At 46.8% G+C, this 25991-nt stretch carries 18 protein-coding genes, 10 tRNA genes, 3 rRNA genes and 1 other RNA gene; 1 reads left to right on the forward strand and 31 read right to left on the reverse strand.

Going from position 1 to position 25991, the window contains the following annotated elements:
• Positions 1-40: 40 nt before the first annotated feature.
• From MKX35_RS02650 to rpoE, 28 genes are all read right to left on the reverse strand, one after another.
• Positions 41-1135, reverse strand: a complete 1095-nt coding sequence (locus MKX35_RS02650; RefSeq protein WP_042183986.1) for a PucR family transcriptional regulator — start codon at positions 1133-1135, stop codon at positions 41-43.
• Positions 1136-1284: 149 nt separating this feature from the next.
• A tRNA-Lys gene (locus MKX35_RS02655) sits at positions 1285-1357 on the reverse strand.
• A gap of 5 nt (positions 1358-1362) precedes the next feature.
• Positions 1363-1448 (reverse strand) — tRNA-Tyr (locus MKX35_RS02660).
• Between the two features lie 9 nt (positions 1449-1457).
• A tRNA-Phe gene (locus MKX35_RS02665) sits at positions 1458-1530 on the reverse strand.
• Positions 1531-1596: 66 nt separating this feature from the next.
• A tRNA-Asp gene (locus MKX35_RS02670) sits at positions 1597-1674 on the reverse strand.
• Positions 1675-1687: 13 nt separating this feature from the next.
• A tRNA-Thr gene (locus MKX35_RS02675) sits at positions 1688-1763 on the reverse strand.
• 33 nt (positions 1764-1796) lie between these two features.
• Positions 1797-1872, reverse strand: a tRNA-Val gene (locus MKX35_RS02680).
• Positions 1873-1880: 8 nt separating this feature from the next.
• Positions 1881-1957, reverse strand: a tRNA-Met gene (locus MKX35_RS02685).
• 30 nt (positions 1958-1987) lie between these two features.
• Positions 1988-2079 (reverse strand) — tRNA-Ser (locus MKX35_RS02690).
• Between the two features lie 82 nt (positions 2080-2161).
• A 23S ribosomal RNA gene (locus tag MKX35_RS02695) occupies positions 2162-5090 on the reverse strand.
• Positions 5091-5229: 139 nt separating this feature from the next.
• Positions 5230-5305: transfer RNA gene (locus MKX35_RS02700), tRNA-Ala, on the reverse strand.
• 21 nt (positions 5306-5326) lie between these two features.
• A tRNA-Ile gene (locus MKX35_RS02705) sits at positions 5327-5403 on the reverse strand.
• Between the two features lie 45 nt (positions 5404-5448).
• Positions 5449-5565, reverse strand: a 5S ribosomal RNA gene (gene rrf, locus MKX35_RS02710).
• 124 nt (positions 5566-5689) lie between these two features.
• Positions 5690-7247 (reverse strand): 16S ribosomal RNA (locus MKX35_RS02715).
• The 16S, 23S and 5S rRNA genes sit together here with 10 tRNA genes alongside, the layout of an rRNA operon.
• 302 nt (positions 7248-7549) lie before the next feature.
• Positions 7550-7807 carry a pro-sigmaK processing inhibitor BofA family protein gene (locus tag MKX35_RS02720; protein WP_371915754.1) on the reverse strand — a complete coding sequence of 86 codons (258 nt, stop codon included), beginning with the start codon at positions 7805-7807 and terminating at the stop codon, positions 7550-7552.
• 43 nt (positions 7808-7850) lie between these two features.
• A complete protein-coding gene (locus tag MKX35_RS02725) occupies positions 7851-8102 on the reverse strand; it encodes a DUF2508 family protein (RefSeq protein WP_052404100.1) in 252 nt (83 codons plus the stop codon).
• Positions 8103-8238: 136 nt separating this feature from the next.
• Positions 8239-8838, reverse strand: a complete 600-nt coding sequence (gene recR, locus MKX35_RS02730) for a recombination mediator RecR (RefSeq protein ID WP_042123249.1) — start codon at positions 8836-8838, stop codon at positions 8239-8241.
• Between the two features lie 39 nt (positions 8839-8877).
• Positions 8878-9189, reverse strand: coding sequence for a YbaB/EbfC family nucleoid-associated protein (locus MKX35_RS02735; RefSeq protein ID WP_042183982.1), 312 nt, complete (start codon positions 9187-9189; stop codon positions 8878-8880).
• 47 nt (positions 9190-9236) lie between these two features.
• A complete protein-coding gene (gene dnaX / locus MKX35_RS02740) occupies positions 9237-11012 on the reverse strand; it encodes a DNA polymerase III subunit gamma/tau (protein ID WP_076301044.1) in 1776 nt (591 codons plus the stop codon).
• Between the two features lie 137 nt (positions 11013-11149).
• Positions 11150-11418: signal recognition particle sRNA large type (ffs, locus tag MKX35_RS02745), an RNA gene on the reverse strand.
• A gap of 116 nt (positions 11419-11534) precedes the next feature.
• A complete protein-coding gene (gene rpmE / locus MKX35_RS02750) occupies positions 11535-11732 on the reverse strand; it encodes a 50S ribosomal protein L31 (RefSeq protein WP_042123239.1) in 198 nt (65 codons plus the stop codon).
• A 131-nt stretch (positions 11733-11863) separates the two neighbouring features.
• The gene (locus MKX35_RS02755) at positions 11864-13141 is read right to left on the reverse strand and encodes a radical SAM protein (RefSeq protein ID WP_042183978.1); all 1278 of its coding nucleotides are present in this window, start codon (positions 13139-13141) and stop codon (positions 11864-11866) included.
• Positions 13142-13166: 25 nt separating this feature from the next.
• Entirely contained in the window at positions 13167-14519 is a 1353-nt protein-coding gene (gene rho, locus MKX35_RS02760; RefSeq protein WP_042123234.1) for a transcription termination factor Rho, read from the reverse strand.
• A 163-nt stretch (positions 14520-14682) separates the two neighbouring features.
• On the reverse strand, positions 14683-15936 hold the full coding sequence (locus MKX35_RS02765) for a UDP-N-acetylglucosamine 1-carboxyvinyltransferase (RefSeq protein ID WP_060623903.1): 1254 nt from the start codon (positions 15934-15936) through the stop codon (positions 14683-14685).
• Positions 15937-16123: 187 nt separating this feature from the next.
• Entirely contained in the window at positions 16124-16978 is an 855-nt protein-coding gene (gene fba / locus MKX35_RS02770; protein ID WP_036679934.1) for a class II fructose-1,6-bisphosphate aldolase, read from the reverse strand.
• Positions 16979-17186: 208 nt separating this feature from the next.
• On the reverse strand, positions 17187-17573 hold the full coding sequence (locus MKX35_RS02775; protein WP_042123230.1) for a response regulator: 387 nt from the start codon (positions 17571-17573) through the stop codon (positions 17187-17189).
• Between the two features lie 370 nt (positions 17574-17943).
• Positions 17944-19551, reverse strand: a complete 1608-nt coding sequence (locus tag MKX35_RS02780) for a CTP synthase (RefSeq protein WP_042183974.1) — start codon at positions 19549-19551, stop codon at positions 17944-17946.
• 326 nt (positions 19552-19877) lie between these two features.
• Complete coding sequence (gene rpoE, locus MKX35_RS02785) at positions 19878-20429, reverse strand: DNA-directed RNA polymerase subunit delta (RefSeq protein ID WP_042183972.1); 552 nt, start codon at positions 20427-20429, stop codon at positions 19878-19880.
• Positions 20430-20887: 458 nt separating this feature from the next.
• Here rpoE and MKX35_RS02790 point away from each other — a divergent pair, with 458 nt between their 5' ends.
• The gene (locus MKX35_RS02790) at positions 20888-22057 is read left to right on the forward strand and encodes a S8 family peptidase (RefSeq protein ID WP_076301045.1); all 1170 of its coding nucleotides are present in this window, start codon (positions 20888-20890) and stop codon (positions 22055-22057) included.
• 127 nt (positions 22058-22184) lie between these two features.
• Here MKX35_RS02790 and argS read toward each other — a convergent pair whose 3' ends face one another.
• The 3 genes from argS to MKX35_RS02805 all read right to left on the reverse strand — a co-directional run bounded on the left by argS (position 22185) and on the right by MKX35_RS02805 (position 25821).
• Positions 22185-23870, reverse strand: coding sequence for an arginine--tRNA ligase (argS, locus tag MKX35_RS02795; RefSeq protein ID WP_076121339.1), 1686 nt, complete (start codon positions 23868-23870; stop codon positions 22185-22187).
• Positions 23867-24310 carry a DUF1934 domain-containing protein gene (locus MKX35_RS02800; protein WP_143759598.1) on the reverse strand — a complete coding sequence of 148 codons (444 nt, stop codon included), beginning with the start codon at positions 24308-24310 and terminating at the stop codon, positions 23867-23869. The genes argS and MKX35_RS02800 overlap by 4 nt, the downstream gene beginning before the upstream one ends.
• A 326-nt stretch (positions 24311-24636) precedes the next feature.
• Positions 24637-25821 carry a hypothetical protein gene (locus tag MKX35_RS02805; protein WP_076286899.1) on the reverse strand — a complete coding sequence of 395 codons (1185 nt, stop codon included), beginning with the start codon at positions 25819-25821 and terminating at the stop codon, positions 24637-24639.
• Positions 25822-25991: the final 170 nt, after the last annotated feature.

A 25991-nucleotide genomic window follows, 5' to 3' on the forward strand; every position in this document is an offset into this window, starting at 1 on the left:
AGTCGGGACACTATGGCTATTTGTAAGGTTCACAAAAAACCTATTTCCTTTTCGTCACTTTATACAAAAGCATAGTAAGCTTAACAATAGCAGCGTCCCCAAAGCTTCGTACATCTGCTCCGGTCTCTTGTTTTATCTTATCCAGACGGTAAAGCAGCGTATTTCGATGGATATACAACTTCTTGGCGGTTTCACTTACATTACAGTCCATCTCAAAAAAGGTCTCCAAAGTCAGCAGCATTTCTTTATCTGATAGTACAGAGGAGTAGTCACCAATTTGTCCAAGTAACTGTTTGCGGCGTACATCAGGAATGCTGTTAACCAGACGTTCCAAATGCAGTTCCCAAGGTAAATGAATATACTCTCCTACTTGAAAAATACGACCGAGTACAATCGTCTCCCTGAGCAAAGCTACAGATCCAGTCAATCCCTTAACAGGGACTATAGCCGGAGCTACTGCCAAATGGAATACCCCTACCCATTCACTAGCTATCAGCTCATGTAACCCCATACTAGTCTGTGCTAGAAGATCATCTACACTCTCTTCTTCATCATCCTTATCATCCCCGCCCGTAAGTAATTCTTTACGAGCTAAAATTAACCATTCCTTCTCTTGAAGGGGAATGAGCAGAATTTCGTTCTCAAAATAGCTACGCAGTAATTTCATCAGTGAACGATAAGAGATCTGTGGACTATGGGCAATCTCACTACTTAGGAGGAATGGAATCATATCTCCGAACAGACGTCCCTTTAGGGTGATCTCATCGGGAATTTCAGTGTCATTCTTCTCTTGCTCTAGCTCCGTGTTCAACCAAGCGCCAAGCTGCCGTGCCTCCACTTCACCTTCTTCTCTAAGCCCTGTAGCTTTAAGTGCAATAGCAAAATTTCGAACTGCATAGTTGACCAGTTGTACTTCCAGAGAGGTGAGCCCCTCCATTTCTACCCAGACAGCGGTTATACGTCCGTCACTCTCATACAAAGGTGCCCAGAGATGACCCTCATGGATTACCAGCTGATCCTGTCCTTCTAATCCCATGCTAAAAAGAGAAGCTGAATGCTGCCTCCCTAACTGCTTGATTCCGGTTCTCTTTCCGGTGAGCTGCTCTAATTTTTTCCGCAATGTCTCACTATCCATAGTCACCATGCTCCACCACTTTTGCTCTTTTCGCCTATTTTAGCATATTCTCTTATATTATGTTAATCGCTACAGTAGCGCGCTACTATAATACAACCATAAAACACAAAAAAAGCCACCACCATAAGGTGATGACTTTCTGTTTGGGATGAGCCATGAAGGACTCGAACCTTCGACACCCTGATTAAAAGTCAGGTGCTCTACCAACTGAGCTAATGGCTCATAAATGGTGGGGGATGATGGATTCGAACCACCGAACACGTACGTGAGCAGATTTACAGTCTGATGCGTTTGGCCACTTCGCTAATCCCCCAGGGAAAAGTGGCTCGAGACGGATTCGAACCGCCGACACGAGGATTTTCAGTCCTCTGCTCTACCGACTGAGCTATCGAGCCATATTAAATTGACATAAAAATAAAGTGGTAGCATTAAACTTCCCACCCTAGTCTTGTGGAAAAAAATGGCGGAACCGACGAGATTCGAACTCGCGATCTCCTGCGTGACAGGCAGGCATGTTAGGCCAACTACACCACGGTTCCGCATTGATAATAATGGTGCCGGCGAGAGGACTTGAACCCCCAACCTACTGATTACAAGTCAGTTGCTCTACCAGTTGAGCTACACCGGCACGGTGTAAAAAGTAAATCTAAAAAAGTAATAATGGTGGAGGCTGAGGGGATCGAACCCCCGACCCTCTGCTTGTAAGGCAGATGCTCTCCCAGCTGAGCTAAGCCTCCAGGTATTATGGTAGCGGCGAAGGGGATCGAACCCCCGACCTCACGGGTATGAACCGTACGCTCTAGCCAGCTGAGCTACACCGCCACAATAATTAGAAATGCTATGGATTGAAAATGGCGGAGAGAGTGGGATTCGAACCCACGCACCGCTTACGCAGTCTAACCCCTTAGCAGAGGGTCCCCTTATAGCCACTTGGGTATCTCTCCAAACGATATCAGTACCACAGCAATCCAAACAGGAATTTGACTCCCTGAAAACTGAATCCGAATTGAATTTGCGTTCTAAGTATAGGATAAGCCCTCGACCGATTAGTATTGGTCAGCTCCATGCATTACTGCACTTCCACCTCCAACCTATCTACCTCGTCGTCTTCAAGGGGTCTTACTAATTGGGAAATCTCATCTTGAGGGGGGCTTCACGCTTAGATGCTTTCAGCGCTTATCCCGTCCGTACGTAGCTACCCAGCCATGCTTCTGGCGAAACAACTGGTGCACCAGCGGTACGTCCATCCCGGTCCTCTCGTACTAAGGACAGCTCCTCTCAAATTTCCTGCGCCCACGACAGATAGGGACCGAACTGTCTCACGACGTTCTGAACCCAGCTCGCGTACCGCTTTAATGGGCGAACAGCCCAACCCTTGGGACCTACTTCAGCCCCAGGATGCGATGAGCCGACATCGAGGTGCCAAACCTCCCCGTCGATGTGGACTCTTGGGGGAGATAAGCCTGTTATCCCCAGGGTAGCTTTTATCCGTTGAGCGATGGCCCTTCCATGCGGTACCACCGGATCACTAAGTCCGACTTTCGTCCCTGCTCGACTTGTAGGTCTCGCAGTCAAGCTCCCTTATGCCTTTGCACTCTTCGAATGATTTCCAACCATTCTGAGGGAACCTTGGAACGCCTCCGTTACTCTTTAGGAGGCGACCGCCCCAGTCAAACTGCCCGCCTGACACGGTCCCCGTACCCGGTAAGGGTACTAGGTTAGAACCTAGATACGATCAGGGTGGTATCCCAACGGCGCCTCCACCGAAGCTTGCGCTCCGATTTCTACGGCTCCCACCTATCCTGTACAGATCGTACCCAAATTCAATATCAAGCTGCAGTAAAGCTCCATGGGGTCTTTCCGTCTTGTCGCGGGTAACCTGCATCTTCACAGGTATTAAAATTTCACCGGATCTCTCGTTGAGACAGCGCCCAAGTCGTTACGCCATTCGTGCGGGTCAGAATTTACCTGACAAGGAATTTCGCTACCTTAGGACCGTTATAGTTACGGCCGCCGTTTACTGGGGCTTCGGTTCATAGCTTCGGGTTACCCCTAACCACTCCCCTTAACCTTCCAGCACCGGGCAGGCGTCAGCCCGTATACTTCGCCTTGCGGCTTCGCACAGACCTGTGTTTTTGCTAAACAGTCGCTTGGGCCTTTTCACTGCGGCCCCCTCGTGCTATTCACACTACCGGGGCACCCCTTCTCCCGAAGTTACGGGGTCATTTTGCCGAGTTCCTTAACGAGAGTTCTTCCGCGCGCCTTAGAATTCTCTTCTCGCCTACCTGTGTCGGTTTGCGGTACGGGCACCTTCTCCTGGCTAGAGGCTTTTCTTGGCAGTGTGAGATCATGACCTTCGCTACTGTAATTTTCGCTCCCCATCACAGCCCAGCCTTAATGATGTGCGGATTTGCCTACACATCAGCCTCACTGCTTAGACGGACATATCCATCAGTCCGCGTCACTACCCTCCTGCGTCACCCCATCGCTCATAGCGGATTACGGTGGTACAGTAATTTCAAACTGTTGTCCTTCGACTACGCCTTTCGGCCTCGCCTTAGGTCCCGACTTACCCTGAGCGGACGAGCCTTCCTCAGGAAACCTTGGGCTTTCGGCGGATCAGATTCTCACTGATCTTTTCGTTACTCATACCGGCATTCTCACTTGTATGCTGTCCAGCGCTCCTTACGGTACACCTTCAACCCACATACAACGCTCCCCTACCCCAGATACATACGTATCTAGCCATAGCTTCGGTGGTGTGTTTAGCCCCGTTACATTTTCGGCGCAGAGTCACTCGACCAGTGAGCTATTACGCACTCTTTCAATGGTGGCTGCTTCTAAGCCAACATCCTGGTTGTCTGTGCAACTCCACATCCTTTCCCACTTAACACACACTTGGGGACCTTAGCTGATGGTCTGGGCTGTTTCCCTTTTGACAATGGATCTTAGCACTCACTGTCTGACTCCCGGCAATAAGTATATGGCATTCGGAGTTTGACTGAGCTTGGTAATCCTTGCGGACCCCGCACCCAATCAGTGCTCTACCTCCACTACTCTTATACCGAGGCTAGCCCTAAAGCTATTTCGGGGAGAACCAGCTATCTCCGAGTTCGATTGGAATTTCTCCGCTACCCCCACCTCATCCCCGCATTTTTCAACATGCGTGGGTTCGGGCCTCCAGTGCGTGTTACCGCACCTTCACCCTGGACAGGGGTAGATCACACGGTTTCGGGTCTACGTCCACATACTAAGTCGCCCTATTCAGACTCGCTTTCGCTGCGGCTCCGTCTTCTCGACTTAACCTTGCATGTTAAACGTAACTCGCCGGTTCATTCTACAAAAGGCACGCCATCACCCATAGATAGGGCTCTGACTTTTTGTAAGCACACGGTTTCAGGTTCTATTTCACTCCCCTTCCGGGGTGCTTTTCACCTTTCCCTCACGGTACTGTTTCACTATCGGTCGCCAGGTAGTATTTAGCCTTAGCAGATGGTCCTGCTGGATTCATACGGGGTTTCACGTGCCCCGCACTACTCGGGATCCGTCTCGGAGAGAACACAGTTTAGGTTACAGGGCTTTTACCTCTATCGCGGGCCTTTCCAGACCTCTTCACCTACCATATTCCTTTGTAACTCCATGTGAGACGTCCCACAACCCCTAAGAGCAAGCTCTTAGGTTTAGGCTGTTCCGCGTTCGCTCGCCGCTACTGACGGAATCACTATTGTTTTCTCTTCCTCAGGGTACTTAGATGTTTCAGTTCCCCTGGTCTGCCTCTACATCTCCTATGTGTTCAGAGATGAGTAACTGCGAATTACCACAGCTGGGTTTCCCCATTCGGACACCCCCGGATCAAAGCTTGCTTACAGCTCCCCGAGGCAGTTTCGTTGTTCGCCACGTCCTTCGTCGGCTCCTGGCGCCTAGGCATCCTCCGTGTGCTCTTATTAGCTTAACCTCGATTTTCCCTAAGAAAAATCTCACTAATAACATTTACTTGTTTGCACAAGTTGCTAAAAGATGTTCTAAAACGCAAATTCGTTTCGGTATCCAGTTTTCAAGGATCAAGTTTAAAGAAGGTATTGAATTAAAAATTATGGTGGAGCCAAGCGGGATCGAACCGCTGACCTCCTGCTTGCAAGGCAGGCGCTCTCCCAGCTGAGCTATGGCCCCATAAAAGGATATAATGTCATATGGTGGGCCTTGGTGGACTCGAACCACCGACCTCACCCTTATCAGAGGTGCGCTCTAACCAACTGAGCTAAAAGCCCATATAACATATATAATATTGTGAATCAACCAAAGAATGGTTGTCCGCTTGGCGGCGTCCTACTCTCCCAGGACCCTTCGGTCCAAGTACCATCGGCGCTGGAGGGCTTAACGGTCGTGTTCGGGATGGGTACGTGTGGAACCCCTCCGCTATCGCCACCAAACGCATACGAAAGAGACTTGCTCTTTCAAAACTGAACACGAGTGAGTGTTCGAACCCGAAGGTTCTATTGTGGAAGCTTAGCTTCCGATTTGAATGTCTTCATTGCAGAAGACGATTCTCCATAGAAAGGAGGTGATCCAGCCGCACCTTCCGATACGGCTACCTTGTTACGACTTCACCCCAATCATCTACCCCACCTTCGGCGGCTGGCTCCCTTGCGGGTTACCCCACCGACTTCGGGTGTTGTAAACTCTCGTGGTGTGACGGGCGGTGTGTACAAGACCCGGGAACGTATTCACCGCGGCATGCTGATCCGCGATTACTAGCAATTCCGACTTCATGCAGGCGAGTTGCAGCCTGCAATCCGAACTGAGACCGGCTTTGATGGGATTGGCTTCACCTCGCGGTTTCGCTTCCCGTTGTACCGGCCATTGTAGTACGTGTGTAGCCCAGGTCATAAGGGGCATGATGATTTGACGTCATCCCCACCTTCCTCCGGTTTGTCACCGGCAGTCACTCTAGAGTGCCCAGCCTTACCTGCTGGCAACTAAAGTTAAGGGTTGCGCTCGTTGCGGGACTTAACCCAACATCTCACGACACGAGCTGACGACAACCATGCACCACCTGTCTCCTCTGTCCCGAAGGCCGCCACTATCTCTAGTGGATTCAGAGGGATGTCAAGACCTGGTAAGGTTCTTCGCGTTGCTTCGAATTAAACCACATACTCCACTGCTTGTGCGGGTCCCCGTCAATTCCTTTGAGTTTCAGTCTTGCGACCGTACTCCCCAGGCGGAGTGCTTACTGTGTTAACTTCGGCACCAAGGGTATCGAAACCCCTAACACCTAGCACTCATCGTTTACGGCGTGGACTACCAGGGTATCTAATCCTGTTTGCTCCCCACGCTTTCGCGCCTCAGCGTCAGTTACAGCCCAGAAAGTCGCCTTCGCCACTGGTGTTCCTCCACATATCTACGCATTTCACCGCTACACGTGGAATTCCACTTTCCTCTTCTGTACTCAAGTCACCCAGTTTCCAGTGCGACCTCAGGTTGAGCCCAAGGTTTAAACACCAGACTTAAATGACCGCCTGCGCGCGCTTTACGCCCAATAATTCCGGACAACGCTTGCCCCCTACGTATTACCGCGGCTGCTGGCACGTAGTTAGCCGGGGCTTTCTTCTCAGGTACCGTCACTCCGATAGCAGTTACTCTACCGGACGTTCTTCCCTGGCAACAGAGCTTTACGATCCGAAAACCTTCATCACTCACGCGGCGTTGCTCCGTCAGACTTTCGTCCATTGCGGAAGATTCCCTACTGCTGCCTCCCGTAGGAGTCTGGGCCGTGTCTCAGTCCCAGTGTGGCCGTTCACCCTCTCAGGTCGGCTACGCATCGTCGCCTTGGTGGGCCGTTACCCCACCAACTAGCTAATGCGCCGCAGGCCCATCCCTCAGTGACAGATTGCTCCGTCTTTCATTCTTTCTTCAGGAGAAAAAAGAAATTATCCGGTATTAGCTACCGTTTCCGGTAGTTATCCCAGTCTAAGGGGCAGGTTGCCTACGTGTTACTCACCCGTCCGCCGCTAAGTTATTTTGAAAGCAAGCTTTCAAAATAACTCCGCTCGACTTGCATGTATTAGGCACGCCGCCAGCGTTCGTCCTGAGCCAGGATCAAACTCTCCAATTAGTATTGAAAAGAGCGATATGCTCATTTTGAAACATCTGACGAGAAAATTAATTCTCTAATTCCGGATTTCACTTTCGTGATTTCCCACTCACTCGTTGTTCAGTTTTCAAAGATCAATGTCTCATCTTTCGTTGTCGTTGCTTGTCAGCAGCGACCTTTATAATATATCACAGCACCTTTGTTTTCGTCAAGCGTTTTTTTAATTTCTTTTTTTCGCTTACCGTTTCAGCAAGTTGTTAATCAACATCTTGTCCAAAGGGGCGAGACTTAATGTATCATATTTTTCAAACTCACGTCAAGCATTAAAACAAAATAATTCTTAATCCTATTAACATTACTACGCCTGGAAGACCAAGAACCGTTACTGCGCCTATGGTTGCGGGATTCAGGGGAATATGAACTTGTGTGATTAAACCCGAGAAATTCACTACATATATCGCGAGCGCAGCCAGTACCAAATGAGCTCCGAACAGACTAAGCCATCCAAAGCCAAGTTTTTTCCGGAATACAATTACACTTAACAATACAACCGATATGACCAGTACTCCTATAGCTAACATTCTTAGCATGTTGATCCCTCCTATATCTCCATTTGGTTAGCGCCTACATCTGACTGCTATTTAATCCAATGCTCTTTGCATGTTTGAGATGTATCTGATACTTACGCTCTGCTGCCTCTAAAATATAAATAGCATAATCAATTTGATCTTGACCCAACGCTTCATCAAACATTAGGTACGCTCTCTCCCACTCAGATTGCGCCTTACGAACCTCCAGCAACGTTTCCCAGCCCTCCGTATCTTTTCTACCCTGTTCTTCATCTGCTCCCCGCCACAATGAGGTCCACCATCCCATTACTCATTCCTCCTCAGAATAATTTCGATGCAAAATTACATCTCGTTATTCTCATTCATATCGGGATAGGGACAAACTTAGAACAAAAAAAGGAGGCCCAGGGGGCCTCCTTTTGAAAAACACGACTTTAGAGCTACTAGAATAGCTCACGACGACCTTCCAACGCTTTGGACAAGGTAACCTCGTCGGCATATTCAAGATCGCCACCAACAGGTAAGCCATGGGCTATTCTGGTGATTTTAATCTCAAAAGGCCGAACTAGACGAGAAATATACATCGCCGTTGCCTCACCCTCAATGTTGGGGTTGGTCGCCATGATAAGCTCACTCACTCTTTCATCACTCAAACGAGTCAATAATTCCTTCAAGCGAATATCATCAGGGCCTATACCTTCCATAGGTGAAATCGCACCCTGAAGAACGTGATAATACCCATTAAACTCTTTGGTTCGTTCTATTGCCACCAAATCCTTGGAGTCTTGGATCACACAGATTACTGAAGGATCTCTAGTTTTGTCCTGACATATCTTACACGGGTCCGTATCCGTAATATTACAGCAGACGGAGCAATAATGAAGATTACGCTTGACACTTACTAGCGCTTTAGCAAAATCAATGACGTCATCCTCTTTCATGTTAAGCACATGAAAAGCTAACCGGGCGGCTGTCTTCGGCCCAATCCCGGGCAAGCGCGTAAAAGCATCGATCAGCTTGGCTAGCGGTTCGGGATAATACAAATTAATAATTCTCCTTTAGACGAAAGTGGAGTGAGTGAATTAGAACAAGCCTGGGATCTTCATTCCACCAGTAAATTTACCCATATCATTGTTCGCAAGGTCTTCAGCTTGAGTCAAAGCATCATTAACTGCAGTGATTACCAAATCCTGTAGCATTTCAACATCTTCCGGATCAACAGCTTCTGGCTTGATTTGGATAGAAAGCAACTTTTTGTGGCCATTAACTTGAACTGTAACTACTCCACCACCTGATGAGCCTTCAATCACCTTGCCACCTAGTTCTTCTTGAGCCTTAAGCATTTGCTCCTGCATTTTCTTAACTTGCTTCATCATTTGGTTCATATTATTCATACATCATCTCTCCTTTGGAATGCGCAATTTGCGCTAGTATGCTTACATTACTCTTTTATGACAACAAGGTCTTCTCCAAAAAGCTGGATAGCCTCATCAATCCAAGGTTCAGATTTCGCATCTGCAGTATCATGTTCATGCTCTAGCCGCAACTCTTCTTTGCTAGGCTGTCCCACTGACTTTTGAGCGGCTTCGTTCCAATCGCGCTGCATTATAGTTACCAGTCTATAAGGTTTACCAAGACGCGCTGCAAACACATTCTCAATGACCTGTCTGTTTGCTGGCTTCTCCGTTGTATCACGATGAATCGTGTTCTTAAACGCAACAAGCACAGCGTCGTCCATTACAGATACAGGTTCTCCGTCTACAAACCATGCATGAACCGTTACCTTCTCCTCTTTTACCCCTTGCAAGACAAGACTCCACTGTTTATAGATAGCTGCAAAATCAGGACTATCCTTACCAGCAATAAACTTATCAACATTTGGAGGCATTTTGGAGGTTGCAGAGATTCTAGGCGCAGAACTTGGAGTCGGATTCGATTTCGCAGAAGAGGCACCATCTCGCCCACCTCCGGAAATACCACCGGCCTGCAATGCCTGCTCCAGCTTTTTCTCCAGCGCAGTAATCTGTCTCTTGAGCAGATCCAGTTCACCAGAGTGGACTGCAGGAGCATTCGCCCCTGACCCAGCCTGCAATGCACCTAACGGAGCAGCTGATGCGGTCTCACTTTCCTCTTGCTGCAAGCTACAAAGCTTCATCAGTGCGACTTCAAACAAAGTCTGCGGATGAGTAGCATATTTCATTTCACCCAGGTACTTATTAAGTGTATCTACGATCTGAAACAGACGATCCCGGGAAAATGCGGTGGCCATATCTTTAAACTCGGCGGGATTAAGCACTCGCTCCGTCAGTTGATCGGCCCCAGGTACCATCTTAATCATCAATAAATCACGGAAATAATACATAAGATTCTCTAGACATTTATCAGCACTCTTACCTTCATGCATAAGCTGTTCAACAAGCTCCAGCAGAAGACCCATATCACCTTCCAATATGGCAGTGGCAAGACGTGCAAATTGCTCAGAGGGTATCCCTCCGGTCATCCCCAGCACTTGTTCGTACGTAACTTTGCCATCTGTAAAAGATGAAATCTGATCCAGCAAACTCACTGCATCGCGCATACCCCCATCAGAAAGGCGGGCAATATACTGCAATGCGTTAACATCGGCTGTAATCCCTTCCTTCTCACAGATAGCACTTAGATGTGCCGTCTGCTCTTCCAAAGCTACTCTGCGGAAGTCAAAACGCTGACAACGAGAAATGATCGTCGCTGGCAATTTATGAGGTTCCGTAGTCGCAAGGATGAACATTGCATGTGACGGCGGTTCTTCCAATGTCTTTAATAGCGCATTAAATGCTTCTGTTGTCAGCATATGCACTTCATCAATAATATACACTTTACGGCGCACCTCGGTAGGTGCATATTTCACCTTGTCCCGGAGGTCGCGAATCTCTTCTACGCCCCGGTTGGATGCCGCGTCTATTTCCTGCACATCCATCACATTACCCGCAGTGATTCGCAAGCAGGAAGGACACTCGTTGCAAGGCTCCGGACCTGGCCCACGTTCACAATTGACCGCTTTCGCTAAGACTTTAGCAGCACTTGTCTTACCAGTTCCCCGCGGACCACTGAACAGATAGGCATGCGAAACCCGCTGTTCACGAATTGCGTTCTGCAGCGTTTGGATAATGTGCTGTTGTCCAACCATGTCTTGAAACGACTGCGGCCGCCAAGCACGGTACAGCGCGATATGTTCCACTATGCATTACCCTCTCTTAGGCTGCCTCTTTCCCGGCATTTGTCGCAAATTTATTATACTATATTCATCGGCTATTGACCAAAAACAAAAAGCATCTTTGCTTGTGGCAAAGATGCTGTTATAAACAGAATTATAAACCGTGCACCTGTTATTGATGACTACGATCCAAGCGGCAACCCTACATGACTGCTCGGGCTAGGCCACCCTCCGGCACAAGAGTAAACTTACTTATGGCTGCTTCCTTCCGGACCTGACCAGGTTCATAAGCACTCATTGCGGAGGACCCAACCGTCAACACAGCCCGTAGGAACCAAGGCCTCACATCGATAGCACCTCTAACAGGAATTCAACCTCGCTACAGCGGATTGCGAGTTACAGGGCACCGCTACCTCCCCGTCTAGCACGGCGAAGATAAGTATAGCTCACGCTCGGACAAAAATCAACTCCAAGACATAAAATGAGCCCCCAGCGAGAAAGCTGGGAGCTCGATCTAACCATTAAGCCGCTAAGCGGCTATTCCAATTAGATACCGTATTTCTTCTTGAATTTATCAACGCGACCGCCGGCATCCAGGAACTTCTGCTTGCCAGTGAAGAAAGGATGGCAGCTGGAGCAAATTTCAACACGAAGCTCTTGTTTAACAGAGCCAGCTTCGAAAGAGTTGCCACATGCGCAGGTTACCTTAGTTAAGTTATACTTTGGTTGAATTGCTGCTTGCATTTTGAATTTCACCTCTCATGCCCTAAGCCTCATGCGGACCCAGAGTTATATGATTACACTGTGGTATTTTAGCACGAAAAATTCAATTGATCAATATGTTTCATTGGTAATTCATTGGTACATTTAATCTATTAAATGTTGAGTTGCCGTTGCTTTACCCGAGCCATATTTGCTGGTGGTACATGTGTGTAAGAACCAATAACAACATCCGGCAATTCGTCCCGGAAAATTTCCAGCATCGTCTTCATGCCGAGAATTTCACCCTTAGCAGGAGGAATTAACTCCAGATAACTCTCTGGATCAATGTTCAGATTACGCATCTGAATAAGCTTCAGATCCGTACGTCTTACAAACTCCACCATCGCCTCAATCTCTTCTTCGCGATCAGTTACTCCAGGGAAAATCAGATAGTTGATCGATGTGTAAACACCTTGCGAGGCAGCATATTTCAAAGACTTCTCTACATTAGCCAATGTGTAGCCACGTGGTTTGTAATAAGCATTGTAATGATCATCTAGAGCACTAATCGTGCTGACACGCATCAAATCCAGCCCAGCATCGACGATTCCACGAATATGATCGCTTAAGCCAGCATTGGTGTTGATATTAATGTAGCCCATGTCAGTAATCGAGCGCACTTCACGGATTGCTTCTATAATAAGTTTTGCCTGCGTAGAAGGCTCACCTTCACAGCCTTGTCCAAAACTGATAATCGATTCAGGCGTCTTCAAGTGCTCCAACATAACTTGTGAAATTTCATTGACCGTTGGTCGGAAATTCATACGAGTCTGCGGAGACACAAAACCACTATCATCAGGTTGCTCAGAAATACAGCCAAAACATCCAGCATTACATGAATAAGAGACAGGTACACCGCCCTCCCAACGCCCTAAGAAGGTGTTGGAGGAAGTCAGGCATTCATAACCAAGCGCACAGTTAGAAAGATGCTCATAGAGACGGTTATCAGGATATTTGGCAGTCAACTCGCCAACGCTTACCTCAAGATCCTGTTTATCACAGTTCAGTGGGTTCCACTTCTCCGGATTATCGGTTGGATCCGCCGCAACATAGAACCCGCCATCCTTCCACACTACAGCCGAATACCCAAACAGAGGAAGCTTGTAAGACTTATCTGTCTTTACATACCCAGGAAGACACAAGCGAGTATAGCCCTGAGGCAGCAGCGCGCCTACAGCCTGTGAGCCATCCGGCAACGCCATCATTTCACCTGTCTCAGGATCCATACCCACAGCCCGCGTACTAGGCAAGCCCACAAGAGTGGCGCCTTCAGGCAGCGGAATCAACTCTTCCTCCAACATTTCAACGATCATATCCCCACTACGGGCTAACCCGTACAGTTCTGGATGATCATATACGTTTCCTTGCCCGTCGGCATATACCAAATACATGTTAGTCTCCTCTTATTATCAATTCTCAAGTTGTAGGTACTGAAGAAGTCTTTGCCCGTGTTGTGCGACGAGCAGCCGTACCACTGTTGGAAGTTCCTCCGCTACTTGCAGTTCCATTTGGCGATTGTTTAGCTCCCGCAACGTCAAATGATGCTAAGAATTCAGCATTAGTCTTTGTATCACGCAGCTTTTTGATGAATCCCTCCACAAAATCGTAGGATTCATTCATATTTTTGCGAATCGCCCAGATCGTATCAAGCTCTTCTTTGCTCAAGAGCACTTCTTCACGACGTGTACCTGAACGACGAATATCAATAGCAGGGAATATACGGCGTTCCGCCAATTTTCGGTCCAAATGAAGCTCCATATTACCAGTACCCTTAAACTCTTCATAAATAATATCATCCATACGTGATCCGGTATCAATTAAAGCAGTTGCTAAAATAGTCAGTGAACCGCCCTCTTCTACATTCCGTGCAGAGCCAAAAAACCGTTTCGGCCGATGAAAGGCTGCTGGGTCAATCCCCCCACTAAGCGTGCGTCCAGATGGTGGAACCACAAGATTATACGCACGTGCAAGACGGGTAATGCTGTCTAAAAGAATAACTACATCCTTCTTGTGCTCAACTAAACGAAGAGCTCTTTGCAACACAAGTTCGGCCACTTTAATATGATTCTCTGGAAGCTCATCAAACGTCGATGCAACCACTTCGCCTTTTACTGAACGCTGCATATCAGTTACTTCTTCGGGACGCTCATCTATTAGCAATACAAAGAGTTCAATCTCAGGATTATTAGTGGAAATACTATTGGCAATTTCTTTCAAGAGGAGCGTTTTTCCTGCTTTAGGAGGTGCTACAATCAAACCCCGCTGCCCCAAACCTACAGGAGCGAGCAAATCCATTATTCGGGTAGACAAATGAGTAGGGGATGTTTCAAGCGGTAGCTTGTCTTGCGGATAAAGTGGTGTTAATGCTGGAAAATGTAGTCGCTCCGCTGCACTAGCAGGGTTCTCGCCATTAACGGCATTGACTTGAAGCAGGCCAAAATATCGTTCATTTTCTTTCGGCGTCCGGCATTTCCCAGATACAAGATCTCCGCTTCTGAGATCAAACTTCCGAATTTGTGAGGCTGAGATATAAATATCTTCAGCGCTAGGCAAATAGTTAATCGGCCTTAGAAATCCATAACCCTCGGGTAGAATTTCCAGTACGCCTTCCATAAACATAAGACCGCTTTGCTCTGCCTGTGCCCGAAGGATCGCAAAGATCAGTTCCCGTTTCTTCAGCTGTCCGTAATAAGGGATCTGGTATTTCTTGGCCAGCTTATACAACTCGGTCAGCTTCATTTCTTCCAAATCGGAAATTTGAAGATCCATGTAATAACCACCTATTCAATTTTTAAATGAGTTCGCCCTAGTCTATCTACTAGGCAAAATGATGAGTCTATTAAAATGCCCATTAGGATATTAATACCCAATTTGGAAGGATATATGCGGTAAATAAGCAAATAAACCTCCTTCCAAACGGGATATCCTAATTTTATTCGTTCTCACGCCAAACATGAGCACCAAGTTGTCGAAGGTTGCTCACTAAATTATCATAACCACGGTCAATATATTCTACGCCGGTCACCTCGGTGATCCCATCCCCTACTGTCAATCCAGCAATGACAAGAGCAGCGCCTGCCCGTAAATCAGTCGCTTTCACCTTTGCAGCGTTAAGCTTACCACCCTCAATAATTGCAGAACGGCCTTCAACGCGTATTTTCGCGCCCATTCGCACCAATTCTGGCACATGTTTAAAACGGTTACTGTAGACGAAATCACTAAGCACACTAACGCCTTCCGCCTGTGTCAACATACTTGTCATAGGAGATTGTAAATCTGTAGGAAAGCCAGGATAGGTCAACGCTTTGACATCTGCGTGCTCATATTTAGCTCTACCTATAACGCGAATACTTTCGTCAAGCTCTTCAATATCAACGCCCATCTCTAAAAGCTTGGCCGTTAAAGCTTCCAAGTGCTTAGGAATAACGTTATCTATCAACACATTACCACGCGTAGCCGCAGCGGCAATCATATAAGTTCCTGCTTGAATCCGATCGGGAATAATGGAGTGACGGCAACCGTGCATCTCCGATACCCCTTCGATTCTGATGGTTTCTGTACCAGCGCCTTTAATAACAGCGCCCATAGAGTTCAATAGGGTTGCTACATCTATAATCTCAGGCTCTTTAGCCGCATTTTCAATAATTGTGGAGCCTTTGGCACGTGAAGCCGCCAGCATGATGTTAATAGTGGCACCTACGCTTGATACGTCTAAATAAATCTTCGCACCGCGTAGCTCTTTAGCATATAAGTGGATAGAACCATGTTCGTTGGTAACTGTTGCTCCCAGTGCCTCGAATCCTTTGATATGCTGATCGATTGGACGAGGTTCGAAGTTACAACCACCGGGTAGACCTATTGTCGCTTCTTTGAATCTTCCAAGTAGAGCTCCCATCATATAATACGAAGCTCGAAGTTTCTTAACCGGACCATTAGGCATAGGTATAGATACAATACGCGAAGGATCAATTTTCATCTGGTTGCCTGACCAAGATACACTTGCGCCAAGCTCTTGCAAGATTTCGGAGTAAACGGCTACATCACTAAGGGACGGTAAATTATCAAGAACAACTTCAGATTCGGCCAAAATCGCCGCAGGAATAAGTGCAATAGCACTATTCTTTGCTCCACTGATGGTTACAACGCCCTCTAGCGGACGTCCACCGCCAATCATTAATTTTTCCATAGATTTATCAATTTCCCCCTACGTGTATTGCAGCTGTGTGGGCAATACGTGCTGTGGACTTTTAGTGATGAAAATGGAAAGACACCGGCTAAGCGGTGTGCTTTCCTCATCAAACTATTCAACTGGGCAGAGCTACACCCTGCCCTTTACAAATTGCTTGTCCACCTGTGGCGGAAGCTAACAATGATTAGGCTTTGTTGTTGGATCCAAATTCGCGGATTTTACCGATAACGGTTTCTTTGATCGCATCGCGACCTGGTGCGATGAATGTACGTGGATCGTAAGCATCAGGTTTAGCAGCTAGAACTTCGCGAACAACTTTTGCGAACACGATTTGGTTCTCAGTGTTTACGTTGATTTTGGAAGTACCCAAGGAGATAGCTTTCTTGATGTCATGTTCAGGAATACCTGTACCACCATGAAGAACCATTGGGATGTTAGTAGCGTCGCGGATTTCTTCCATTTCTTTAAATCCGAGGTTAGGCTCGCCATGGTAAGGTCCATGAACGGAACCTAGTGCAGGAGCCAAAGTGTCGATACCTGTTTCTTTAACAATACGTACGCACTCATCAAGCTTAGCATACATGATGCCGCCGATAACGTCGTCTTCTTGTCCACCAACAGTACCTACTTCTGCTTCTACAGAAACACCTTTAGCGTGAGCATATTCAACGACTTTTTTAGTCATATCAATGTTCTCATCGATTGGGTGGTGGGAACCGTCGATCATTACGGATGTAAATCCAGCATCAATTGCTGCTTTACATTTATCAAAGCTAGATCCATGGTCAAGGTGGATCGCTACAGGAACTGTGATATTCATATCGATAATTAGACCTTCTACCATTTTAACAACAGTAGTGAAGCCGCCCATGTGACGTGCTGCGCCTTCGGATACACCAAGGATTACTGGTGATTTCTCTTGTTCAGCGGCACCAAGAATAGCTTGTGTCCACTCCAAGTTGTTAATGTTGTACTGACCTACTGCGTATTTTCCTTCAAGTGCTTTGTTCAACATGTCTGTCATAGATACTAATGGCATGGTTTCATCCTCCTAAGAATGTTGGTTGGCTATGTTTTTAAACCGACATCACATACAGGCTTATTATAACACATCCTGAGTCAAATACTAAATAGGATAAACAAAAAAATGTCCCGGTGGGACGATTTTTATCCAGCCCGTATAGCATTTGCACTCAAACTGTTTATAATCACCATAACCAAATAGAATCGATACAGAAAATATCACTTTAACTGCATTGATCTACAGACTTATTATGAAGATGCATATTGACCGCTACCCGCATTTCATCGATGTCAAATGGCTTTGTGAAATGCATCAATGCGCCTAGCTTGGTTGCTTCCTTAATCATATCCAGCTCCCCATAAGCGGTCATCATTATGACCTTAATGGATGGATTTAGTTCCTTCAGATGCTTCAGAATCTCGAGTCCATCCATTCCCGGTATTTTCATATCGAGCAAAACCAAGTCAGGAGACTCACTGCGAACAATGTCTAAGGCCAATTTTCCGTTAGCTGCTTGAAATGTCGTATATCCTTCGCTATTGAACACTTCCATAAGAAGAATCCGAATCCCATTCTGATCATCGACAATTAACACTTTCTTTTTTTCCATATAATACCCTCCCAGAGATTAAGCCAGATTGACTATACCGCGCTCTCCACAGCTAACGGCCCCTTCAGAAACTAACCCATACGAAACCTATTATTCGTGCTTCACTGCTCAAATCCTGCTAATTGGATAAAATGGGTAAATAAAGAGTCTGAATTACAGTGATGTCATTTACGGAGCTCTTCAAAATGGACAAACAGGCATAAACACCTTCGGCGTCCCTATAAGGACGGTAAGCGTTTAAGCGAAAAATATTAGACATATAGGATAGATGAACAACTTATACTTTCGAATAGTTAAAAAAAAAGAGCCTCCTATGGGAGGCTCTTCAGGTTTGATATAAAACCCGTAGGTTCCAATTATATTTACAAAATTACTGCTGTTCGGAATGAGTCAAAGAAGCTTTGACGAAATCACGGAACAACGGTTGTGGACGGTTTGGACGTGAAGTGAATTCCGGATGGAATTGAACCGACAAGAACCAAGGATGTCCCGGAAGCTCTACGATCTCAACTAAACGGCCATCTGGAGAGGTTCCGGAAATAACCAGACCTGCTTTTTCAATCTCATCACGGTACGTATTGTTGAACTCATACCGGTGACGGTGACGCTCATAAACCAGTTCATCATCGTAGCAAGACATTGCCAGGGAACCCTCAGCAATCTTACAAGGATACAAGCCAAGGCGCATAGTACCGCCCATATCTTCAATATCCTTCTGCTCAGGAAGCAGATCGATCAGTGGATATGGTGTGTTCGGATCGATTTCGGAGCTATTCGCACCTTGTAGACCTAGAACAGAACGGCCATATTCGATTACGGAAACTTGCATACCTAAGCAAATTCCGAAGAAAGGTATCAATTTCTCACGGGCATAACGAATCGCGGAGATTTTACCTTCAATTCCCCGATCACCGAAACCACCAGGAACAAGAATACCACCAATACCACGCAGCATTTCATCCACGTTCTCATCCGTAATTTCCTCTGCATTCACCCAGCGAATCTTAACCTCTGCATTAGCAGCAAAGCCTGCGTGTGAAAGTGATTCAACAACGCTCAAATAAGCGTCATGCAGTGCTACGTACTTACCAACAATCGCAATTTCCACTGTTTTTTCAAGCTTCTGAATCCGTTCAAGCATACTTTCCCATTCACGCATATCTGGCGCAGGTGTCGTAAGCTTCAAATGATTAACAACAATCTCGTCCAATCCTTCATCACGAAGATTCAATGGAACTTCATACAACGTTGAAGCATCGCGGCATTCCACAACAGCATTAGCATCAATATCGCAAAAGAGTGCGATCTTCGCTTTCATATCTGCGGAAAGCTCATATTCCGTACGGCACACGATGACATTCGGTTGAATACCGATACTGCGCAGCTCTTTAACACTGTGTTGTGTCGGCTTTGTCTTCACTTCTCCAGCAGCCTTGATATAAGGAATCAAGGTTACGTGGATATACATCACATTTTCCCGTCCGATATCACTCTTGATCTGACGAATGGCTTCCAGGAACGGAAGACTTTCAATATCACCTACGGTTCCACCAATCTCTGTGATTACAACATCAGAGTTGGTCTCGCGGCCTGCACGGAACACGCGTTCTTTGATCTCATTCGTAATGTGTGGGATAACTTGTACAGTTCCGCCCAAATACTCTCCACGACGTTCCTTGCTGATTACGGATGAATAGATCTTACCTGTCGTCACATTGTTGTTCTTTGACAGATTAATATCAATAAACCGTTCATAGTGTCCAAGGTCAAGGTCAGTCTCCGCACCGTCATCGGTTACGAATACTTCACCGTGCTGATAAGGACTCATCGTTCCAGGGTCTACGTTAAGATACGGATCAAATTTCTGAATCGTTACCTTTAGACCTCTGTTTTTGAGCAGCCTGCCCAGCGAAGCGGCGGTAATGCCCTTGCCCAGGGAAGACACAACGCCACCCGTTACAAAAATATACTTTGTCACTGTAAAACCCTCCTAAATAAAGTCCAGACATAAAAGCGGCGCATGGTGTTTATCGTAACCCGTTTTACTATCATCAAAACAGGGGAAATCAAAAGTTTGATTCACCGGGGAAAACATAAAACGTCGTCCCGCAAATTACATAAAACTACAGCTACTTTGCATCTAAAAAAACAAAAAAGTGACACCCGTAGAACCGGGGCACTTTTTATTTTAAGAAACGCGTTTATTAACTTACATGATAAGCCCATGCAATAGTTTACTCTGACGTTCCCCCACTGTCAAGGGAGGAATTATACCATCAGCAAGACTCTTTGAAATTATTTATCTTACTTGTCAGCTTCTGCATCGTCTTCATCTGAGTCATCTTCTGCATCGTCTTCATCTGAGTCATCTTCGTCTATGTCATCTTCATCGATCACGACATCTTCGTCGACTTCTTCTTCGCTGTCGTCGTCGGAATAGAGGTCGTCGCGATCTTCGTCGATAGCGTCGAAATCCTCTTCTTCAGCAGCGTAGTTTTCTTCTTCTTCAGCAAAGTCGTCATCTTCCAAATCATCGTCTTCATCGTTGATGATACGCACGCGTTTGGTGTTACCAACCGGATCATCAGAGCGCTCTAGAGGATACCAGCGTTTCAATCCCCAAAGGTTGGTTCCGACACAGGCAAAACGCCCATCAATGTTAATCTCGGTATATAACTGGGCAATAGTATCTTGGCTTTGTTGATCGGTCATGCCGCGCAACTTGGCTACCTCGACCATCAGATCACGGTAATAATACGGTGTATTGGCTGCCTTAAGCACTAGAAAGGCCAAATCCACCATCGGCATTTCTTTAACTTTCTCAGGGTCTAGCTTTAAATTGAGTGGCGTACTCACTAAAGGACACTTCCTCTCACGCATTGTTCACATTACGGTTTATTTCAATAATATCCATTAACAAAACTAAGTAAAACCTATTTGACAACAAATTGCAAGTCAAAAGCGGTAACAGCTAACAGAAAGAGCCTTCAGGCTGTTATCCATAGCAGAAACCTGTCTCCATCTTGAAGAAGGATAAACCCAAAACATATGTACCTGTGTGAAACTTACAATTCCTTTTAAATAAAAAAAGGCGGAGGAAACCCTCCGCGCATGACTGTATCCACGCCAAGGATCGGCTCCTTACGTGATGTTACAAAGAGAGTGTTAATCTCTTCTGTCTATTTTATGTAAAGCGCCGTCTTTTGACACGATGGGCAGCCCATTTCGTTAAAAAAGGGCAAGTTCCCATTCGGACCCCCTCTTCCACTCATACAATATGGCAGCAGGGCACCGAGGAGGGGACAGCGAAACCTATGGACTATTACAAATTTTGGCACATGCTTCTTGAAGAAATATCGGTTGCCCCCAACAATGGTGAGCGGCGTATTCTTACCTTCAATGATCCCCGCCAGTATGCCGGGGCATTCACACAATGGAAGGCGCTGAAAGCGAAGCAGCCTGAGCTGCGGCAAGTGCAGGTATCTCCGCTGATTCGGGCCTTTTTTGTGCCTGCTGCCGGAGCTGGAAAACTAATGAACCGATTTGCAGACCTCCTAAATATCGAAGAGGATCTACAAATACAAATCCATTCCATAGCTAACGAAAAGAGCGGTACCGCCACACTCCCTTGGGGAGTAAAAGCCATTCATGCTCCTCAGGCATGGTCCAAATCAACCGGAGTTCACGTCAAAATCGGCGTAATCGACACAGGTGCTGATTACCGCCATCCCGATCTGAAGCATTCATTAGCCTCTGGGGTCAACTTACTACACCGCGGAATGTTGCCGCTAGATGATAATGGACACGGGACTCATATCGCCGGCACTCTAGCTGCGGCAGGAGGAACACGCGGTATGATGGGAGTGGCTCCACGAGCGTTGCTATATCCAGTCAAGGCTTTTGATCATAGCGGCTCCGCGTATGTATCGGACATTGTACTGGGCATTGATTGGTGCGTACAGAATAAAATTGATATCATCAATATGAGCTTCGGAATGAAAACTAGAAGCAAAGCGCTTCACAATGTGGTTATTAAAGCGTACCGAGCCGGAATCGCTGTCATCGCCTCATCCGGGAATGATGGAAAACGTGGCGGAGACTACCCCGCACGTTATCCTGAGACGATTGCCGTGGGTGCCATCGATAAAAGACATCGTGTTGCTGGCTTCAGCAACCGCGGTTCTTATATCGATGTCTATGGCCCCGGCGAAGGCGTGACCTCCTGTTGGCTGAAGGAGGGCTACAAAGAGATGAGCGGCACCTCCATGGCGACCTCGCATGTCACGGGAGCCGCTGCACTGCTGCTCGCGGTGCGACCGGGGCTCTCGCCAAGGGAGCTGAAGCTGCTCTTGCGCCGTACCGCGTCCCCGGTGCGGCTGCGCAAGGGGCAGCGACGCGCATCCCTTGGCGGCGGCGCTGCCGATGCCCTACGCCTGCTGAAAGCAGGAGTGAGGGCCAAGCGGGCGGTATCCGCGAACGTATAGACCCTACCCGGGCACCGGGTGGGTCACTCTGACGTGAGCGCAGCTTGTGCCGGTGCGAAGAACGGCACAAAATAAAATCCGCCTCCCAGAGAACCGGAAGGCGGATTTTTTGTCGTTTGATGTTGAATTACATGCGGTCTGGTGCGGAAACACCAACAAGACGCAGGACATTAGCAATGGTGGTACGCGCAGCACCAAGCAGTGCAAGTCGTGCCACGGTTTGAGCGGCATCCTCAGTGATTACACGTTCAGCTTTGTAATAACTGTGGAACATCGCAGCCAGCTCATATACATAACGGATGAGGCGATGTGGAGCATAACCTTCAGCCGCAACAGCAATTTCTGCTGGGAGCTCACCAATTTTGCGCAGCAGGTCATATTCATGCACTGCTGTCAGCTTGGAGAAGTCAATCTCAGCGTAATCAGGAATGGAGATCCCTTGCTCCTCTGCCTGACGGAAGATGCTGCAGATACGCGCATGCGCATATTGAACGTAGAATACAGGGTTCTCATTAGAAGTAGAGATCGCCAAGTCCATATCGAAATCGAGATGGGAATCCATGCTACGCATGGTGAAGAAATAACGAATCGCATCGATTCCTACTTCTTCCATCAAATCTTCCATCGTAACCGCTTTGCCGGTACGTTTCGACATTTTAACCTTTTCACCATTCTGGAACAGGCTGACCATCTGAGCAATCAGAACCACTAGCTTCTCAGGATCATTGCCAAGTGCTGACATCGCCGCTTTCATCCGCGGAATATAGCCATGATGATCCGCACCCCAAATGTTAATCATTTTATCGTAACCACGGCCATACTTATCGCTGTGATAAGCAATGTCCGGTGTAAGGTAGGTGTATGTGCCATCGTTCTTAATCAGAACGCGGTCTTTATCATCGCCATACTTAGTCGTTTGCAGCCAGGTTGCCCCATCCTGCTCATAAACTTCTCCACGATCACGAAGCTCATCTAGCGAGCGTAACACTTCTCCGTTCTCGTACAGGGAAGTCTCACTGAACCAGATATCGAAGTTTACGCGGAATAGTCCCAGATCACGTTTGATTTTATCGAGCTCTTTATTAAGTCCATAAGTCCGGAAAAAAGCTGCGCGGTCACTCGGGCTCATTTCGAGTAGTGTATCACCCTTTTCAGCCACAAGCTCTTTAGCAAATCCCTTAATATCCTCGCCATGGTAACCGTCTTCAGGCATTTCTGCTTCTTGGCCCAGCTCCTGCAGGTAACGAGTTTCAATGGATTTGCACAGGTTGACCACCTGGTTACCGGCATCATTAATATAATATTCCCGTGTCACCTGATAGCCTGCATAATCAAGTACGTTGCAAAGCGCATCGCCGACAGCAGCACCACGAGCATGTCCTAAATGAAGGCTACCCGTTGGATTAGCGCTGACGAACTCCATTTCAACCTTCTGACCTTGACCGATGTTAATACGGCCATAATCATCACCCTGCTCAGCAACAAGGCTGATAATTGGATACAAATAATTCTTGGACAACGTAAAGTTAATAAAGCCTGGTCCGGCAATCTCAGCTTTTTCAATAGAAGCGCTGCTAGTATCCAAATGTTCTATAATTGCCTCAGCAATTTGGCGCGGGTTACGTTTTGCGATTTTGGTCAGCTGCATAGCAGCGTTCGTAGCCAAATCACCGTGTGCCTTATCTCTTGGTACTTCCAGTACGATATCCGGAACCTCTTCCGGTGCAACAATTCCTGCATTTACAATTGCATCGGCAATGGCTTCTTTTACCCGTTCATTCACTAGCTCCAACGGATTCTTTCTCTGTGTCATAATTTCGGTTCCTCCTGTATATGCAAACTAATAGCAAACTTTCCTGACAATTCCTCGTATACGTACAAATCATATTCCCATGCAACCGTTAGGGAGCGCCCTTCGCGCACCACGTCCAGCTTGTTCGTTTCTGTAGAAAGATTAAACTGTGTATATGGTGAACGATAGAATCCCGGCAGACGCCGTCCGGATTGAAAGCTCTGTTCCGACTGTATCCCACCGTGGCGGATTAGCTTTAGCTGTTTGCCTGCAATCTTTATTGTTGTACGAACAGAAATTTCCTCTCCTCGAGGGCCTTGCTCTAACTCTTCATATTGAATATATAGATGCGATCCTTTGGATACTACCTCTCCATTCGCTTTCATAACATTCCGCTGACCATCTTGAAGGCTCACGAGCGTAATAGAGACGTCATATTTGTTAGACTGTAATTCGGGCATCACACGTTCCTCCATTCTGCAAGCCTCTGCATTCTGCATAAGAAAAACGCCTGTCGTAAAACTTAAACATTTTTATATTCATTCAAAGGCCTATTCGCTTTCCCATTGTACACTATATCCAGTTCAAAGAAGCATTTCAATCTCAGAATCCATTAGATCTAGCTTAGCTCATAAAATTTTACCATATTGATGGATAAAAGCACACTTGGAACATGTAGTAAAACTGTACACAAGTGCAACCAACTTCATAATCACAAAAAAACGGTTCCCTTAGGAACCGTTTAGAAAACTAAAAGCTATGCTCGCTACCTTTACTAACCCGCCCGTTACAAGGACAAAATTTTCAACGAAAATCTAAGTTGCCAAGATGCGCCGCCATCTTTAGTTACATATAACGATGAATAATCGCGTTCGCGAACGGCTAGCCAGCCTTCTTTATTACTAGTGAACGAGATTACTCCTTCATACCCAGCAATCGCCGGAAGATTGGTCCACTGCTTGCCACCGTTATATGTGCGTCCTACCGCTACTTTTTCTGCTGCGTCGGAATAACCCACCAAGAAGGTCGTATTGTTCCCTATCAGCTCCAAATTTCCCGGTCTGCCAGACGCAGGCCCTTTATTTACTACAGCTCTTCCACTACCCGGAGCAGGCCCACCCCCAGCAGTTTCCTGAGCGATCACTCTATTCCAGCTTTTACCCTTATTCGTACTTGTATATAGGGAGTATGAGGTTTGACTCATCCCTGAGCCGCCATAGAGAACCACATCAACTTGATCTCCCTTTGAAGTAATTTGCCCATACTCTGGATCGGTAAAGGCTACCTTTAACGATAAACTCCAAGTTTTGCCACCATCTGCGGTCTTCATTACCCGGTAGCTGGTTCCAGGCACAGTTACAACGGCCCAGCCGGTATTACGATCACTGAAATAAGCACCGCGTGTATTGGATGGGGTTGAAATCTTACTCCAGCTAAGTCCCCCGTCCTTGGTGTAATACGTTGATGCCCTGTTATACCCGAAACCAATCTTACTGTCGATAAAATCGATTCTTTCAAAGCTAACAGCTTTATTCGAAAGTCTTTTCCATTCTGAGCCGCCATTAGAGGTACTGATTAAATATCGAGCTTGACCGTCTTCTACAGAAGCAAGGGCAAAACCATGCACGTTATCGGGAAAATCAATCTGTTTAAAGCTCCATTGGCCTTCATAAATTTCTTGAAAATTGCAGCCTCCATCAGAAGTGCCAATCATAAATCCATTGCCTGCTGCCCGTCCGATATCTCCATTCAGAAACTGAACATCAGAAAAGGTAAGCGGTGTGGATACGTCTCCTGAATGCTTGTTTTGCAGAGACTGTAGTAGCCCATGATCTCCAGTGCCGCACGCCGCTGGTGTAGCCGATGCCGCAGCATGTACAGAAGAAGCTGATGCACCCCAGCCTGAAACCATTATTAGCGTCGCCGAAAGGGCGGTTATTGTCGATCTGTGAATCTTTTTCGTCCAGTTCATAATGACACCTCCTATTGTATATATACCCTCGCTTTCAATCTCTACTCTTTTATACCTCCTGAAGCACGCATGATCCACCATTGAATAGTCACAAAATGGAAACAGTTTGTCATCTCCTATTTAAATCTCCTCCGGTGATAGTCCCTTTAACAGATCACCTAGTTATACAA

Source organism: Paenibacillus sp. FSL R5-0923, from assembly GCF_038009145.1.
Lineage (GTDB): Bacteria > Bacillota > Bacilli > Paenibacillales > Paenibacillaceae > Paenibacillus_AQ.